At 68.6% G+C, this 14,013-nt stretch carries 13 protein-coding genes and 1 riboswitch; of the genes, 8 read left to right on the top strand and 5 right to left on the bottom strand.

The features are described 5' to 3' along the window. Window positions 1-69 precede the first annotated feature (69 nt). From tilS to cysS, 4 genes are all read right to left on the bottom strand, one after another. Window positions 70-1,056 carry a tRNA lysidine(34) synthetase TilS gene (tilS, locus tag JI739_RS09130; protein WP_201683575.1) on the bottom strand — a complete coding sequence of 329 codons (987 nt, stop codon included), beginning with the start codon at window positions 1,054-1,056 and terminating at the stop codon, window positions 70-72. Further along, complete coding sequence (locus JI739_RS09125) at window positions 1,019-1,996, bottom strand: acetyl-CoA carboxylase carboxyltransferase subunit alpha (RefSeq protein WP_201683574.1); 978 nt, start codon at window positions 1,994-1,996, stop codon at window positions 1,019-1,021. The genes tilS and JI739_RS09125 overlap by 38 nt, the downstream gene beginning before the upstream one ends. A gap of 147 nt (window positions 1,997-2,143) precedes the next feature. Further along, on the bottom strand, window positions 2,144-2,794 hold the full coding sequence (locus JI739_RS09120) for a DNA-3-methyladenine glycosylase family protein (RefSeq protein WP_236589432.1): 651 nt from the start codon (window positions 2,792-2,794) through the stop codon (window positions 2,144-2,146). Beyond that, window positions 2,791-4,167: a cysteine--tRNA ligase gene (gene cysS / locus JI739_RS09115; RefSeq protein WP_201683573.1), complete on the bottom strand. Its 1,377-nt coding sequence runs from the start codon at window positions 4,165-4,167 to the stop codon at window positions 2,791-2,793. The genes JI739_RS09120 and cysS overlap by 4 nt, the downstream gene beginning before the upstream one ends. Window positions 4,168-4,389: 222 nt before the next feature. On the opposite strand from cysS, the gene JI739_RS09110 reads away from it, so the two are divergent. The 5 genes from JI739_RS09110 (at window position 4,390) to JI739_RS09090 (ending at window position 7,820) form a co-directional block, all read left to right on the top strand. Further along, window positions 4,390-4,887 (top strand): tetratricopeptide repeat protein, encoded by a 498-nt coding sequence (locus JI739_RS09110; RefSeq protein ID WP_354003699.1) that lies wholly within the window; start codon window positions 4,390-4,392, stop codon window positions 4,885-4,887. A gap of 130 nt (window positions 4,888-5,017) precedes the next feature. Then, window positions 5,018-5,713 (top strand): peptidylprolyl isomerase, encoded by a 696-nt coding sequence (locus JI739_RS09105; RefSeq protein WP_201683572.1) that lies wholly within the window; start codon window positions 5,018-5,020, stop codon window positions 5,711-5,713. A gap of 48 nt (window positions 5,714-5,761) precedes the next feature. Next, the gene (locus tag JI739_RS09100) at window positions 5,762-6,268 is read left to right on the top strand and encodes a peptidylprolyl isomerase (RefSeq protein WP_201683571.1); all 507 of its coding nucleotides are present in this window, start codon (window positions 5,762-5,764) and stop codon (window positions 6,266-6,268) included. A gap of 14 nt (window positions 6,269-6,282) precedes the next feature. Continuing rightward, window positions 6,283-7,068, top strand: a complete 786-nt coding sequence (locus JI739_RS09095) for a UDP-2,3-diacylglucosamine diphosphatase (protein ID WP_201683570.1) — start codon at window positions 6,283-6,285, stop codon at window positions 7,066-7,068. Continuing rightward, window positions 7,068-7,820 (top strand): M90 family metallopeptidase, encoded by a 753-nt coding sequence (locus tag JI739_RS09090; protein WP_201683569.1) that lies wholly within the window; start codon window positions 7,068-7,070, stop codon window positions 7,818-7,820. Before JI739_RS09095 ends, JI739_RS09090 begins: the two co-directional genes overlap by 1 nt. Before the next feature lie 19 nt (window positions 7,821-7,839). Here the strand turns inward: JI739_RS09090 and JI739_RS09085 are convergent, their stop codons facing one another. Then, window positions 7,840-10,620, bottom strand: coding sequence for a DUF349 domain-containing protein (locus JI739_RS09085; protein ID WP_201683568.1), 2,781 nt, complete (start codon window positions 10,618-10,620; stop codon window positions 7,840-7,842). Between the two features lie 635 nt (window positions 10,621-11,255). On the opposite strand from JI739_RS09085, the gene JI739_RS09080 reads away from it, so the two are divergent. The 3 genes from JI739_RS09080 to nrdR all read left to right on the top strand — a co-directional run bounded on the left by JI739_RS09080 (window position 11,256) and on the right by nrdR (window position 13,976). Further along, window positions 11,256-12,074, top strand: a complete 819-nt coding sequence (locus tag JI739_RS09080) for a lytic transglycosylase domain-containing protein (RefSeq protein WP_201683567.1) — start codon at window positions 11,256-11,258, stop codon at window positions 12,072-12,074. A gap of 8 nt (window positions 12,075-12,082) precedes the next feature. Then, a riboswitch (ZMP/ZTP riboswitch) is annotated at window positions 12,083-12,220 on the top strand. Window positions 12,221-12,260: 40 nt separating this feature from the next. After that, window positions 12,261-13,505 carry a serine hydroxymethyltransferase gene (glyA, locus tag JI739_RS09075; RefSeq protein WP_201683566.1) on the top strand — a complete coding sequence of 415 codons (1,245 nt, stop codon included), beginning with the start codon at window positions 12,261-12,263 and terminating at the stop codon, window positions 13,503-13,505. A gap of 21 nt (window positions 13,506-13,526) precedes the next feature. Then, window positions 13,527-13,976 (top strand): transcriptional regulator NrdR, encoded by a 450-nt coding sequence (nrdR, locus tag JI739_RS09070; protein ID WP_201683565.1) that lies wholly within the window; start codon window positions 13,527-13,529, stop codon window positions 13,974-13,976. Window positions 13,977-14,013: the final 37 nt, after the last annotated feature.

Raw genomic sequence — 14,013 nt, 5'->3', positions numbered from 1 at the left:
GCGCGCGAAGCTGCCACGAGGTTCGGGGTGGCCGCATGGACTCGGGTAGTCCTGCGCAAAGCCGCGAAATTATATCGCTGGGGTATACCCCAGCCGCTCGCCCGTGCGCTCGACGAAGCCTCGCGCGACCTTGATGCGGATGCGATGGCCGCGCGTGCGGCAGTCGGCGATCTGATCGAGCAATTCATCGAGCTGCGCGGTGCTGGCCGCCACCCCGTGCGAGCCGCGCAGCCAGTGCCGCAAGGCGTTGGCCTGGCGCGCGCGCGGCAGCTGCCGCAGGCCAGGGATGCTGGGCTCGCCGCCCCAGGTGGCGAGGTCCTGTTCGGCCAATGACTCCAGCAGCTCCTGTGCCTGCGCCAGGTGGCGGGCCGAACGCGCGAAGGTCTGCCGGAAGCCGGGAAAGCAGGACTGCAGCGCGGGCAGCAACTGCTGGCGGATGCGGTTGCGGGTGAAGCCCGTGTCGGCATTGCTCGGGTCTTCCACCCAGGACAGGCCCTGCCCTCGCAGGTAGCCCCGCAAGGTGGCGCCGGGCACGGCAAGCAGCGGCCGCTCGAAGGTGATGCCGTGCTTGCGAAACCGTGCCGGCATGGCGGCCAGGCCCGGCAGCCCGGCGCCACGGCTCAAGGCCAGCAACAGGGTCTCGACCTGGTCGTCGGCGTGATGGGCCAGCGCCACGCTGCGAAGCCCGAGCGCGCGTGCCGATTGGGCCAAAGCGCAATACCGGGCGATGCGCGCGGCGTCTTCAGGGCTTTCGCCCAGCGCGTGGCGCGCGTCCACGCGCTGCACATGCAGCGGCACGGAAGACGCGGCGCAGGCCTCGATGCAGTGCCGCTCGAAGCCGGCCGCAGCGGCCTGCAGCCCGTGGTGGACGTGGATGGCGCGCAGTTGCCCCGGCCAGCGACGGGCCAGCGCGACCAGCAAGGCGGTGGAATCGGCGCCGCCGCTGAAGGCCAGGCCCAGCGGCAACTCGGGGTGGAAGGCCTGCAGCGCTCGGTCGATGACCTCGGCTGCGCCGGCTTCAGCGGGTGTCGGCCTTGGTGTCGGTGAAGCGGCCATAGCTTTGCAGCCGCTCGTACCGCCGGTCGAGCAATTCGCGCGGCTTGAGGTCGCTCAGTTGCCGCCAGGCGTCGTTGAGGGCGCGCTTGAGGAATGCGGCCATCTGCTTGTGGTCGCGGTGGGCACCGCCCACGGGCTCGTGCACGATCTTGTCGACCAGGCCGAGCGCCTTGAGGCGGTGCGCGGTGATGGCCATGGCCTCGGCCGCGTCCTGCGCCTTGTCCGAGGTCTTCCAGAGGATGGAGGCGCAACCCTCGGGGCTGATCACGGAGTACACCGAGTACTGAAGCATCAGCACCTGGTCGGCCACCGCGATGGCCAGCGCGCCGCCGGAACCGCCCTCGCCGATGATGGTGGAGATGATGGGCACCTGCAGCTGCGCCATCTCGAAGATGTTGCGCCCGATGGCCTCGGACTGGCCGCGCTCTTCGGCGTCGATGCCGGGATAGGCACCGGGCGTGTCGACGAAGGTGAAGACCGGCAGCCTGAACTTCTCGGCCGTCTTCATCAGGCGCAGCGCCTTGCGATAACCCTCGGGCCGGCTCATGCCGAAATTTCGCGCCGCGCGCTCGCGGGTGTCACGGCCCTTCTGGTGACCGATCACCATGCACGGATTGCCGTTGAAGCGGGCGAGGCCACCGACGATGGACTGGTCGTCGGCGAAGTGCCGGTCGCCGTGCATCTCGATGAAGTCGGTGAAGACCTCGCCCACGTAATCGAGCGTGTAGGGTCGTTCGGGATGCCGTGCGATCTTGGTGATCTGCCAGGGCGTGAGCTCGCTGTAGATGTCCTTGGTCAGCTGCTGGCTCTTCTTGGCCAGCTGGTCGATTTCCTCGGAGATGTCGACGGCGGATTCGGTCTGCACATAGCGCAGCTCGTCGATCTTGCTTTCGAGTTCGGCGATGGGCTGCTCGAAATCGAGAAAGGTTCTCTTGGCCATGTTGTTCTCTCTGTCAGTTCACCACCGTTGCCGAATACCAAGCCGCTTCCGAAGAAGTAGCCAATCCCAGTGCCACCGCGGATCCGGCTCCGCCGGTCCGCCGGTGGCGCCCCCTGGGGGGGAGGCGCCGAAGGCGCTTCGGGGGGATCAATACTCGACCGGCAGCGGGTCGAGCGAGCGCCAAATATACCAAGTGGCCACGCTGCAATAGGGAGCCCAGGCGGCCGCCACTTCCCGCGCGTCGCTGCGGCTGACGGACTCGCCGGAGAAGTAGTTCTGGCTGATGCCGTTGATCAGTCCCACGTCGTCCAGCGGCAGCACGTTGGGCCTCATGAGGTGGAAGATCAGGAACATCTCGGCCGTCCAGCGGCCGATGCCTCGGATGTCGACCAGCTCCGCGATGATGGCCTCGTCGTCCATCTTCTCCCAGGCCGACACCTTGATCGCGCCCGAATCGAAATGCAGGGCGAGGTCGACCAGGTATTCGATCTTGCGGGCCGACAGGCCGGCCGCGCGCATGTCGTCGACCTTGAGCTTGAGCACGTTGGCCGGGGTCATGCGCGGCGGCAGCACCGCGAAGCGGTCCCAGACGGTCTGGGCCGCCTTCACCGAGATCTGCTGCCCCACGATGCTGCGGGCCAGCGTGGTGAAGGCATCGCCACGCGAACGCAGGCAGGCATCACCGAACTGCGGGATAAGCCGCTTCATCACGCGATCCTTGCGCGCCAGGTGGCTGCAGGCGTCTTTCCAGTAAGGGGGCTGGACCGGCTCGACCGGGCTGCCGACAGCGTCGCTCAAGATTGGCTCTCCCAGGTGGTGCCGGCCGGCGAGTCCTTCAGGACAATGCCCTGGGCCAGGAGTTCCGCGCGGATGCGGTCGGCTTCGGCGAAGTCACGCGCCTGCTTGGCCTGCGCCCGGCGTGCGATCAGCGACTCGATGGTGGCCTCGTCCAGCACGGCGCCGCTGCGCAGGAAAGCGCGCGGCTCGTGCTGCAGGAGGCCCAGGCAAGCGCCCAGGGCCTTGAGCAGCCCGGCCACCCGCGGGGAGCGGCCGCGATTGACCTCACCGGCCAGGTCGAACAGCACCGCCACCGCTTCGGGCGTGGCGAAGTCGTTGTCCATGGCCGCCTTGAAGCGGGCGGCGTACGACTCGCTCCAGTCGATGACCACGTCGTCGGCTGGAACGGCATCGAGGGCGGTGTAGAGCCGGCGCAGCGCACCGCGCGCGTCGTCCAGGTGCACGTCGCTGTAATTGAGCGGGCTGCGATAGTGGGCGCGCACGATGAAGAAGCGCAGGGTCTCGGCGTCGAACTTCTGCAGCACCTCGCGAATGGTGAAGAAGTTGCCGAGCGACTTCGACATCTTCTCGTTGTCGATGTTGACGAAGCCGTTGTGCATCCAGAAGCGCGCGAGCGGTGTGTCGTGCGCCCCCTCGCTCTGCGCGATCTCGTTCTCGTGGTGCGGGAACATGAGGTCGGCACCGCCGCCGTGGATGTCGAAAGGCTGCCCGAGCAGTGCGCGGGCCATCGCTGAGCATTCGATGTGCCAGCCGGGCCGCCCGCGGCCGTAGTCACTGTCCCACTGCGCATCGGCGGGCTCACCCGGCTTGGCCGCCTTCCACAGCACGAAGTCGAGCGGGTCTTCCTTGCCTTCGAGCACCGCCACGCGCTCGCCCGCGTGCAATTCGTCGAGCGACTTCCCCGACAGCTTGCCGTAGCCGGGGAAACGGCGCACCGCGTAGTTCACGTCACCGCCTCCGGTGCGATACGCCAGCTGCCGACCTTCGAGCAGCCGGACCAGGTCGAGCATCTGCGGCACGTAGTCGGTGGCCCGCGGCTCGTGCTGCGGGCGCTCGATGCCGAGCGCGTCGAAGTCGCGGTGCATCTCGGCGATCATGCGATCGGTGAGCTGGCGCACGGTCTCGCCGTTTTCCACCGCGCGGCGGATGATCTTGTCGTCGATGTCGGTGATGTTGCGAACGAAGGTCACACGCCAGCCGCTGGCCCGCAGCCAGCGCTGCACCACGTCGAACGCGACATTGGCGCGGGCATGGCCGACATGGCACAGGTCGTAGACGGTGATGCCGCACACGTACATCCGCACGTGGCCGGGCTCGAGGGGAGCGAAATCTTCCAGCGTCCGCGAAAGCGTGTTGTGGATGCGCAGACTCATGGCGTCCTCGCTGCCGCTGCGCGACGCACGAGGCGCCACAGCGGAAGCGATCTGATTCTCAGGATGTTCGGGGGTTGGCCGACGGACCGCTCGAGCGGGGGGCCGTGGCTACAATCGGCCGCAGTATATAGCCCCCTTCCAGCGCCGCGAGTGTGGCGTTCACGCCTCTTGACTCCGAACGGCTTTTCCATTTTCTTCCGCTGGCAACACCATGTGGCTGCGGTGCTGCTGCTGCTTGCCGCTTCCGCGCGTGCAGACACCTATGCCGACATCCAGGCCCTGGTGCGCGACGGCCGCCCTGCCCAGGCCCTCGAGCGTGCGGAGCAGGCGCTGGCCGAGCAGCCCCGCGATCCGCAGTTGCGCTTCCTGCGTGGCGTCATCCTCTCCCAGGCCGGCCGCACCGACGAAGCCCTGGCGGTCTTCACTGGCTTGACCCAGGAATATCCCGAGCTGCCTGAACCGCACAACAACCTGGCCGTGATCCACGCGCAACGCGGCGAACTGGACAAGGCCCGCAGCGCACTGGAAGAGGCGCTGCGGGCCAACCCGGGCTATGCCGTCGCGCATGAGAACCTGGGCGACATCCATGTCCGGCTGGCCGGCCGCTCGTACCGCCGGGCCGCGCAACTGGAGGCGGGCAATGCGGCTCTGCCGCGCAAGCTGTCGCTGGTGGCGGAACTGCTCGAGCCAAAGCGAGCCGCGGAGTCAGCCGGCCGCTAGCCACGCCCATCACAGCGCCACCGCAGGCCCATCCGCTTTTTCGCGGGCCAAGGCGAGCATGCAAGGTGGTAACCTCCCGCGCGAGCCGGAGGGCGCGGCCAGTGGCCATACGTCAATCAAGGAGTAACGCATGAACCCATCGGCAAGCCGCCTGACCCGACGCGCAGTCGCCGCATGCCTGGCCGCCGCGACCCTGTGCGTCAGCAGTGGCGCGTACGCCGAAGAGAATGCGCCACGGGTCAAGCTGGTCACCAGTGCTGGCGAAATCGTGATCGAGCTTTATCCCGACAAGGCGCCAAAGACCGTGGCCAACTTCCTGCAGTACGTGCGAGACAAGCACTACGACGGCACGATCTTCCACCGCGTCATTCCCAATTTCATGATCCAGGGCGGCGGCTATGACCGCCGCTATGACGAGAAGCCGACGCGCGCCCCGGTGGCGCATGAAGGCCGCGAGGCCCTGGAAAAAGGCGGCCCACGCAACGTGCTGGGCGCCGTGGCGATGGCGCGCACCGGCGACCCCCACTCGGCCAGCGCGCAGTTCTTCATCAACACCAAGGACAACGCCTTCCTCGATCCCATCGTGATTCCGCCGGGCGATCCCGTGCCGCGCTTCGAGTACCAGGGCCGCGTGTACGAGAACGTGCCGCGCGATGCGCTGCTGCGCGCGCCGCAGCTGTACGGCTACACCGTCTTCGGCAAGGTGGTCAACGGCATGGACGTGGTGCGCAAGATCGAGTCGATGCGCACCGGCGCCGGCGGCCCATTCCCAAGCGACGTGCCGCGCACCCCCGTCGTGATCAAGTCGGCGACCGTCGTGTCCTGACCCACCCGCTTTCCCGAAAAACCAGGCATCCGCTTTCCAGGAGGACTCATGCCCCATCCCAAGGTCGAACTCCACATCGCCGACTACGGCGTCGTCACGATCGAACTCGACATCGACAAGGCACCCAAGTCGGTCGCCAACTTCCTGCACTACGTGCGCAAGGGCCACTTCAACGGCACCATCTTCCACCGCGTCATTCCGGGCTTCATGATCCAGGGCGGCGGCTTCGACACCGGCATGAACCAGAAGCCCACCGATGCGCCGATCGAGAACGAGGCCAACAATGGCCTGAAGAACGACAAGTACACGGTGGCCATGGCCCGCACCCAGGCGCCCCACTCCGCCACCGCGCAGTTCTTCATCAACGTGGCCGACAACGCGTTCCTGAACCACACCGCCCCCAGCATGCAGGGCTGGGGCTATGCCGTGTTCGGCCGCGTGGTCGGCGGCACCGACGTGGTCGACCGCATCGAGTCGGTCAAGACCGGCCGCCGCGGCTTCCATGACGACGTGCCCAAGGACGAAGTGCTGATCGACAAGGCCGTCGAGGTCTGAGGCCTCGAGCCCCCGTGCACGGCCAGCCGCCCGATGCCTTCCCGGTCCTGGCTGCCAGGCCGGGCTGGGCCGCGGTCGACCTGATCTCCGACCTGCACCTGCAGGCGGAACAGCCCGCCACCTTTTCCGCCTTCCGGCACCACCTGCAGTCGACCCCGGCCGACGCCGTGTTGGTACTGGGCGACCTGTTCGAAGCCTGGGTGGGTGACGACGCGGCGATCGAGCCCGGCTTCGCCGCCGACTGTGCGGCCGTGCTCCGGCAGGCCAGTGCCCGGCGGCCCGTCTATTTCATGCCGGGTAACCGGGACTTCCTGCTCGGTCCCGACATGGCCGCGCGCTGCGGCATGGGCCTTCTGTCCGATCCGACCGTCCTGGTCTTCGGCGGGCGGCGCTGGCTGCTCAGTCATGGCGACATCCTGTGCCTGGCGGACACGGCCTACCAGCGCTTTCGCGAGCAGGTCCATGCGCCCGAGTGGATCGCGCACTTCCTGCGCAAGCCCCTGGTGCAGCGCGAGGCCTTGGCGCGCCAGATGCGCGAGGCCAGCCGCGTCCACCAGCAGGCCTTGCCGGCCTACGCCGACCTCGACCCGGAGGCGGTGCGCCGATGGCTTGTCGCCGCGGGCGCAGGCACGATGATCCACGGCCACACCCACCATCCGGCCGACCACGACCTGGGCGACGGGCTGCGCCGACTGGTGCTCAGCGACTGGGACCTGGAGCCCACGGCCGTCGCACCCCGGGCGCAAGTGATGCGCCTGCACGCCGACGCTGCGCCCGAGCGCATCGACCTGACCGCCTGATGTTCGGCTGGTGGCGCAAGCGGCCGCCGCCGCCCATACCCGAGGCCTTGTGGCAAGGCGTGCTACGCGCCTATCCGTTCCTGGCCCGCCTGCCGACCTCCGAACGCGACCGCCTGCGCGAGCTGAGTGCGCGGTTCCTGCAGGAAAAGGAATTCCACGGAGCGAACGGACTGGTGATCACCGACGAGATCGCCCTGGCCATCGCCGCGCAAGCGGTGCTGCCCGTGCTGCACCTGGGGCTGTCCGGGTACGACGACTTCGTGGGCATCGTCGTGCATCCCGATGAGGTCGTGGCGCGTCGCATCCAGACCGACGAAGCCGGCGTGGTGCACGCCTACAGCGAGGTGCTGTCCGGCGAGGCCATGGAGCGTGGCCCGGTGATGCTCACCTGGTCGCAGGTCCAACCGAGCGACACACACGCGCAGGCCGGCTACAACCTGGTCATCCACGAGTTCGCGCACAAGCTGGACATGCACAACGGCGGCGCCGACGGCTGCCCCACCCTGCCCCGCGGCCTGCGGCGGCGCTGGCGCGAGGTGATGCAGGCCGAATACCGCGCGTTTCGCGAGAAGGTCATCCTGCACGAGCGCTTCGGGGCCGAAGCGCCCTGGCTGGATGCCTACGGTGCCACCGATCCCGGCGAGTTCTTCGCCGTGGCCTGCGAAGCCTACTTCGTCAATCGCGAGCGCTTCGCCGCCGAGTTCCCCCGGCTGCTGGAGCTGTTCGACCGCTTCTTCGTGCCGGGGGGCTGAGCCCCCCCCCCCCCCCGGATCAAGCGCGCAGCAAGACCTTCAGCACGTTCTGCAGGCGGCGCGCGGAGGCCGCGTCGTACGCGCTGCCCAGCACCCGGGCCACGTCCTGGCCCCAGGTCTGCGCAGGCGACGGATCGTTGCGACGCGTCAGCAGCTTGAGCTGCAGCGCACGACGGGCGTCCAGGTGCTCGGCCGGGGTGGGGACCTCGGCGGCGATCTCCAGCCGCAGCAGGGCTTCGCCGGCATCACCGCCAGGCGCGGCGCCCAGCGCCTGGACCCAGCCGCTTCGCACGGCCGGGGGCACGGACTTGCCCAGCTCGCTCTGAGGGGGCACCTGCTCGGCGCTGCGCTGTTCCCAGGCCGCCATCAGCTGGCCGAGCGCCTCGCCGTGCGCCTGCGCGGCCAGCTTGCGCAGGGCCTGTTGCGCGTGATCCAGGGCGTCTCGTTGGGCGCGGAAGGCCACGTCGCCCAATCGAGGGCCGCGGTCCTCCGCGCCACGATCGCCGAAGCGCGGGCCCCGACCCGCGTCGCGACCACCCGCGGGCGGCCGGTCGCCAAAGCGGCCACCCGGCGCGCCGGGCTTGCGGTCGCCGAAACGTCCGCCCCGCCCCGGAGGCGTCGGCTCGTCCTTCTTCATGCCCGGACGGTCGTCGCCGCGACGGGCGATCACGGGCTTGGGCGCCGGCTTGGGCGGCGGCGCGGCGGCGGTTTCGCCTTCCGGCGCCGCTGCTGCATCGGCTGCGGCGCTGCCTTCAGCCGGCGATTCCGACGTGGCCGCGGGCGGCGCGGCCTGGACCCGTGCCTCGGCCTGGCCCTTCAAGGCCGCATCAAGCTCGGCCATGGCAGTGCGAATCTTCTGGGCATCGCCCGTGGCGTTGGCAGCCTCGAGCGCCTTGGACGCCTCGAGCACTGCCCGGTCGCGCTCGCTCAGCGATGAGGCGGCCCGTTCCCGCTCCTCGCTCTTGCGGTTGAAGGCTTCGTCCAGCGGCTTGCGGAACGCGTCCCAGAGCTTCTGCTCGTGCTTGCGTTCCAGCGGCACGGTCTGTGCCTCGGCCTGCCAACGCTGCTGCAGCGACTTGACCGCATCGATGCGAAGCTGAGGCGCCGCTCCCAACGCCTTGGCCTCGTCGATCATGGCGTGCCGCCGCTCGAGGCTTTGCTTCTGGATCGCCGCAAGTGGCGCTTCGGCGGCACTGATGGCCTCCTTCCATTGCGGCTGCAGCTCGGCGAAGGCCTTCTCGCTCAGGTGGCCGGCTTCGCGCCAGCGCTGCTCGAAATGATGGACGGCGCGTCCGAACCCCTTCCAGTCGCCGCCTGCCGCCGTGGGATGATCGGCGGCCCAGGCACGGACTTCGTCGATGAGGGCGAGGCGCCGGGCACGGTGCTCGGCCGATTCGCTCTTCACCTTCTCCAGCCAGGCTTCCACGACCTTGTAGGCCTGATTGCAGGCCTCGTCGAAGCGCTTCCAGAGGGCGTGATTGGGCGCGCCGCCCTGGTCCAGTTGTTTCCATTGCTCGCGCAGGCTTCGCAGCTGCTCCTGCATCTTGCGACCACCGTAACGGGGTTTGCGGACCAGCGCCGCTTCAGCGGACTCCGCCGAAGCGGGTTCGGCGGCAGCACCCTCGTCGGTCGCGGCCTCCGCGCCAGCCGTTGCCTGTTCGGCCGCCCCGCCGTCGGCCGGGCTTTCAGCGGCGGCCGGTCGGGCCGCCTGAGCAGGCACCTTTTCGAACAGGGCTTCAGCCTTCGCCACGAGTTCCTGGCGCAGTTGATCCGTGCGCCAGCGCTGCCAGCCTTCCATCTCACCCGCGGCTGCCAGGGCTCCATGGGCCTGCGTCTCGAGCTTGTCGTCGACCAGCTTGCCGTGTTCCTTGAGGGCGGTACGCAGCGCGGCGGCGGCTCCGGCACTGGCCTTGCCGTGTCCTTGCTTGACCTCCTCCTCCAGTCGCTGCAGGGCGGCAGCGACCGCTTCATTGGCTTGCAGCCGCACCTGCGGATCGACCTTGGCCTTGGCCGGCTTGTCGGGCGCCACCTCGGGCGCCAGCCCGCGCGCCGCGCGCAATTCATCGGCCCAGACCGGCACCGGCGGCAGCGGCGCGGCCGGATCGGCGTCGGCCGCGGCAGCCTGTTGCAGCGCGCTCTGGAAAGCTTCCCAGACGGCCTGGAGCTGACTGCGCGAAGCATCCAGCAGTGGCGGAAAACGCGGATCCACACTCGACCAGCCGGGGTCCTGCACCAGGGCATCGGCCTGCGCCTGCCACTCGGGCACATCGGTGCGCAGGGCGTCGGCGGCCACCTGGGCGTCGCGCCAGGACTTGGTGGAGAGCACTTCGATCCGCTGCGCCAGCAACACGGCCGCCTCCCGCTGGACCTGGACCCGGTGGTGCAGGTCCTCGATGGCGCGGATCCGCTCGTTGAGCTGCGCCTTCAGGCCGGACAGCGGATCGCGACTAAGGGGCGCGCCGGCCTTGGCGGCATCGCGCTGCCAGGCCATCGCGTCGGCGATGTTGAGCTTGTCGTGGGCCAGTAGCGCCTCGGCTTTGGCCTGCCACTCGGCGGCGATGGCTTCCTGCCCTTTGGCGCGCTTGATTTCGTCCAGGCGCTCGCGCACCAGGCGGGCCGCCCCCTTGTCACGGCCGCTGAGTTCCCGGAAGACCTCTTGCATCTGCTCGGGTGCGGGATTGGACGCCAGCCATTCGCGCAGGCGGGAGGCGCGCTCGCCCGAAGTCGGGGCGGTGAACGCGCCACCGGTCAGCGCGTCCAGCGCCTGGGTGTCGTGGGATTTGAGCGTGGCTTGGGTCACTGTCTTGTCTTGGCCGCGGCAGGCGGCTGTCGTGGAGGCAAAGCGCTATTCTCGCCGCGATTGCCCGCATCGGAATCCGCGCGGCCCGGCCCGAAAAAGATAGCCCGGCAGGGACGCGAGTCCCTGCCGGGCCGGTGGCGGTCGGCGCGAAGCCTCGCCGCCTGTCGCGGGATGGGAGCTTGATTGTCCCGCCCGCTTCCGGAGGCAACGATTGCCTCCAACGAGTTGCCGGGGCCGCCTGCAGCGGTTGATCCGGCGCGCCCGAGGAATCGGGCGAAGCCAGATTACTCCCCCACCGATCATCAAGGCCAATCTCACTTGTCAATCGCCGAACGAAGGTCGATTGAGGCCGCGCGAGCAAGTCGACACTCCGCCCAGGCACATACTGCCGAGTGAATCCAGAATAAAGAAGTGCGCTCTTATTCTTGACCAGATATTAGACCGGCTTCTAGAATCCGCCCGCCTCCGCCCGCTGGCGCTGGGGCATCCTCACCCCGCTGCCGGTCCCGGCGCGGTCCGTCCCGCAGCAGCAAGCCTCGCGGGCCGGCTTCGAAGCCGGGTGTACCACCCATCGAGGAGTCCTCCGGACGGCACACGTCGACCGGCAACGGGCTCCCCGCTAGAAAGGAAGTGCCATGACAGCGCCAGGAACCATCCTCGACGGAGTCAAAGTCTTCGCGTCCGACGTGGCCCAGGGCTTTTTCGAGATCACCCATAACGGGTTCGCCGTGCTCGGGCTTCTGGTGGTGGTCGCAGGCCTCGGCCTGGGCACCCGGCCCGAACTGCGGGAGGCCGGTGAACTCCACCTGATGGACTGGCTGCAGGCCCGCAAGGCCGACGCCATGGGCCTGGTGCCCGACCTCACTGGCATTGCCCGCAGCACCGCCGCCGACCCCAAGGATCTGCCCGACCAGCAAGCCGCCGTCGCTTACTGGCTCAGCCGCAAGTACCGCGTGGCCCCCGAGCCGCTCAGCGCCATCGTGGCCGAAGCGTACGAAATCGGCGTTCGGGCCAAGCTCGATCCCACGCTGATCCTGGCCGTGATGGCCATCGAGTCGGGATTCAACCCCTTCGCGCAGAGCAACGTCGGCGCCCAGGGGCTCATGCAGGTCATGACCAAGGTCCACAGTGACAAGTACGAGTTGTTCGGTGGCCGACTGGCGGCATTCGACCCGGTCTCCAACCTGCGCGTGGGCGTGCGGGTGCTGCAGGAATGCATCCAGCGCGCCGGCTCGCTGGAGGCCGGGCTGCGTTACTACGTGGGGGCGGCCAACCTGCCGGACGACGGCGGCTATGCAGCCAAGGTCCTGGCCGAACACGACCGCCTGAAGCAGGTGGCCGCCGGCCGCAACATCTCCCCCTTCGGTGCCACGCCGCTGCGAACGAACAGCCCGGCAGGCCCGGCGCCACTGCCCGACAACGAAGCGCGCGTGGCTGCCGCATCCCTGTCCTGAACTACACTAGCCCGGCGCGCGACTGGCGATAGGCGCGGCACTCCAGCGACGGCGTCGCCACGGGGTGGCCGGCGCCGACGTGGGTCACCACGGGGGAGCGTGCCGCCGGAGCATCCGGCGTTCAGCCGTTCGCCTGGGCAGCCCTTGTTTCGTGAACAGGGATCATCGTCTGTCAGGACTGCCGCCGTGTACGACCGCAACATCCTCATCGAACAAACCGACCCCGAGCTTTTCGCTGCCATCCAGGCTGAGAACCGCCGCCAGGAAGAACACATCGAGCTGATCGCCAGCGAGAACTATGCCTCGCCCGCCGTGATGGCGGCCCAGGGTACCCAGCTGACCAACAAGTACGCCGAGGGCTACCCGGGCAAGCGCTACTACGGCGGCTGCGAAAACGTGGACGTGGCCGAGCAACTGGCGCTGTCCCGCCTCAAGCAGCTGTTCGGCGCCGACGCGGCCAACGTGCAGCCGCATTCCGGCGCGCAAGCCAACGAAGCCGTGTTCCTGGCGTTCCTCAAGCCCGGCGACACCATCATGGGCATGAGCCTGGCCGAGGGCGGCCACCTGACCCACGGCATGGCCCTCAACATGAGCGGCAAGTGGTTCAACGTGGTCTCGTACGGCCTGAACGACAAGGAAGAAATCGATTACGACGCCATGGAGCGCAAGGCGCGCGAGAGCCGCCCCAAGCTGATCATCGCGGGGGCCTCGGCCTATGCGCTGCGCATCGATTTCGAGCGCTTCGCACGCGTGGCGCGCGAGGTCGGCGCCATCTTCATGGTCGACATGGCCCACTACGCCGGCCTGATCGCCGCGGGCGTGTACCCGAATCCGGTACCGCATGCCGACGTCGTGACCTCCACCACCCACAAGAGCCTGCGCGGCCCCCGCGGCGGCATCATCCTCATGAAGTCCGAGCACGAGAAGGCGATCAACAGCGCCATCTTCCCGGGCCTGCAGGGGGGGCCGCTGATGCACGTCATCGCGGCCAAGGCCGTGGCCTTCAAAGAGGCGCTCGCCCCCGAGTTCAAGACCTACCAGCAGCAGGTCGTGCGCAATGCGCAGGTCGTCGCCGAGACGCTGGTGCAGCGTGGCCTGCGCATCGTGAGCGGTCGCACCGAAAGCCATGTGATGCTGGTGGACCTGCGCGCCAAGGGCATCACCGGCAAGGAAGCCGAGGCCGTGCTGGGCGAGGCCCACATGACCATCAACAAGAACGCCATCCCCAACGACCCGGAAAAGCCGATGGTGACCAGCGGCGTGCGCATCGGCACCCCGGCCATGACCACGCGCGGCTTCGGCGAAGAGGAAGCCCGCCTGACCGCCCACCTGGTCGCCGACGTGCTGGACAAGCCGCGCGACCCGGCCAACCTGCAGGCGGTTCGCGAAAAGGTCAACGCCCTGACGCGCCGCTTCCCGGTCTATCGATAACCCGGCCACGAGGCGCCCGCCATGAAATGCCCCTTCTGCGCCAACGTCGAAACCCAGGTGGTCGAGACCCGCGTTGCCGAAGACGGCAATTTCATCCGGCGGCGCCGGCAGTGCAGCCACTGTGAAAAGCGCTTCACCACCTACGAAAGGCCCGACGTCAACTTCCCGGCCGTGGTGAAGAAGGACGGCCGCCGCATCGAATTCGACCGCGGCAAGCTGGTGGCGTCGCTCAGGCTGGCCCTGCGCAAGCGGCCCGTGAGCACTGAGCAGGTCGACCGGGCCGTCGAGCGCATCGAGGAAAAGCTGCTGAACCTCGGGCTGCGCGAGGTGCCGTCCTCGGGCATCGGCGAGCTGGTCATGCGCGAGCTCAAGAAACTCGACAAGGTGGCTTATGTTCGCTTCGCGAGCGTGTACCGCAGCTTCGAGGACGTGGACGAGTTCAAGACGCTGGTGGACGAGGTGCGCCGCTAGGAGCGCCGGCATTCGCCGCCGGCTGCCATCGAGTGCC

The sequence above is a fragment of the Ramlibacter aurantiacus genome (genome assembly GCF_016722895.1).
Lineage (GTDB): Bacteria > Pseudomonadota > Gammaproteobacteria > Burkholderiales > Burkholderiaceae_C > Ramlibacter > Ramlibacter aurantiacus.
Note: the sequence above shows the minus strand (reverse complement) of the source record. Positions and strands in the feature narration are given on the sequence as shown.

Bases quoted from the DNA above. Each gene is read 5' to 3' on its own strand.
- tilS (WP_201683575.1), bottom strand. From the start codon at position 1,056: ATGGCCGCTTCACCGACACCAAGGCCGACACCCGCTGAAGCCGGCGCA.
- JI739_RS09125 (WP_201683574.1), bottom strand. From the start codon at position 1,996: ATGGCCAAGAGAACCTTTCTCGATTTCGAGCAGCCCATCGCCGAACTC.
- cysS (WP_201683573.1), bottom strand. From the start codon at position 4,167: ATGAGTCTGCGCATCCACAACACGCTTTCGCGGACGCTGGAAGATTTC.
- JI739_RS09105 (WP_201683572.1), top strand. From the start codon at position 5,018: ATGAACCCATCGGCAAGCCGCCTGACCCGACGCGCAGTCGCCGCATGC.
- JI739_RS09100 (WP_201683571.1), top strand. From the start codon at position 5,762: ATGCCCCATCCCAAGGTCGAACTCCACATCGCCGACTACGGCGTCGTC.
- JI739_RS09090 (WP_201683569.1), top strand. From the start codon at position 7,068: ATGTTCGGCTGGTGGCGCAAGCGGCCGCCGCCGCCCATACCCGAGGCC.
- JI739_RS09080 (WP_201683567.1), top strand. From the start codon at position 11,256: ATGACAGCGCCAGGAACCATCCTCGACGGAGTCAAAGTCTTCGCGTCC.
- nrdR (WP_201683565.1), top strand. From the start codon at position 13,527: ATGAAATGCCCCTTCTGCGCCAACGTCGAAACCCAGGTGGTCGAGACC.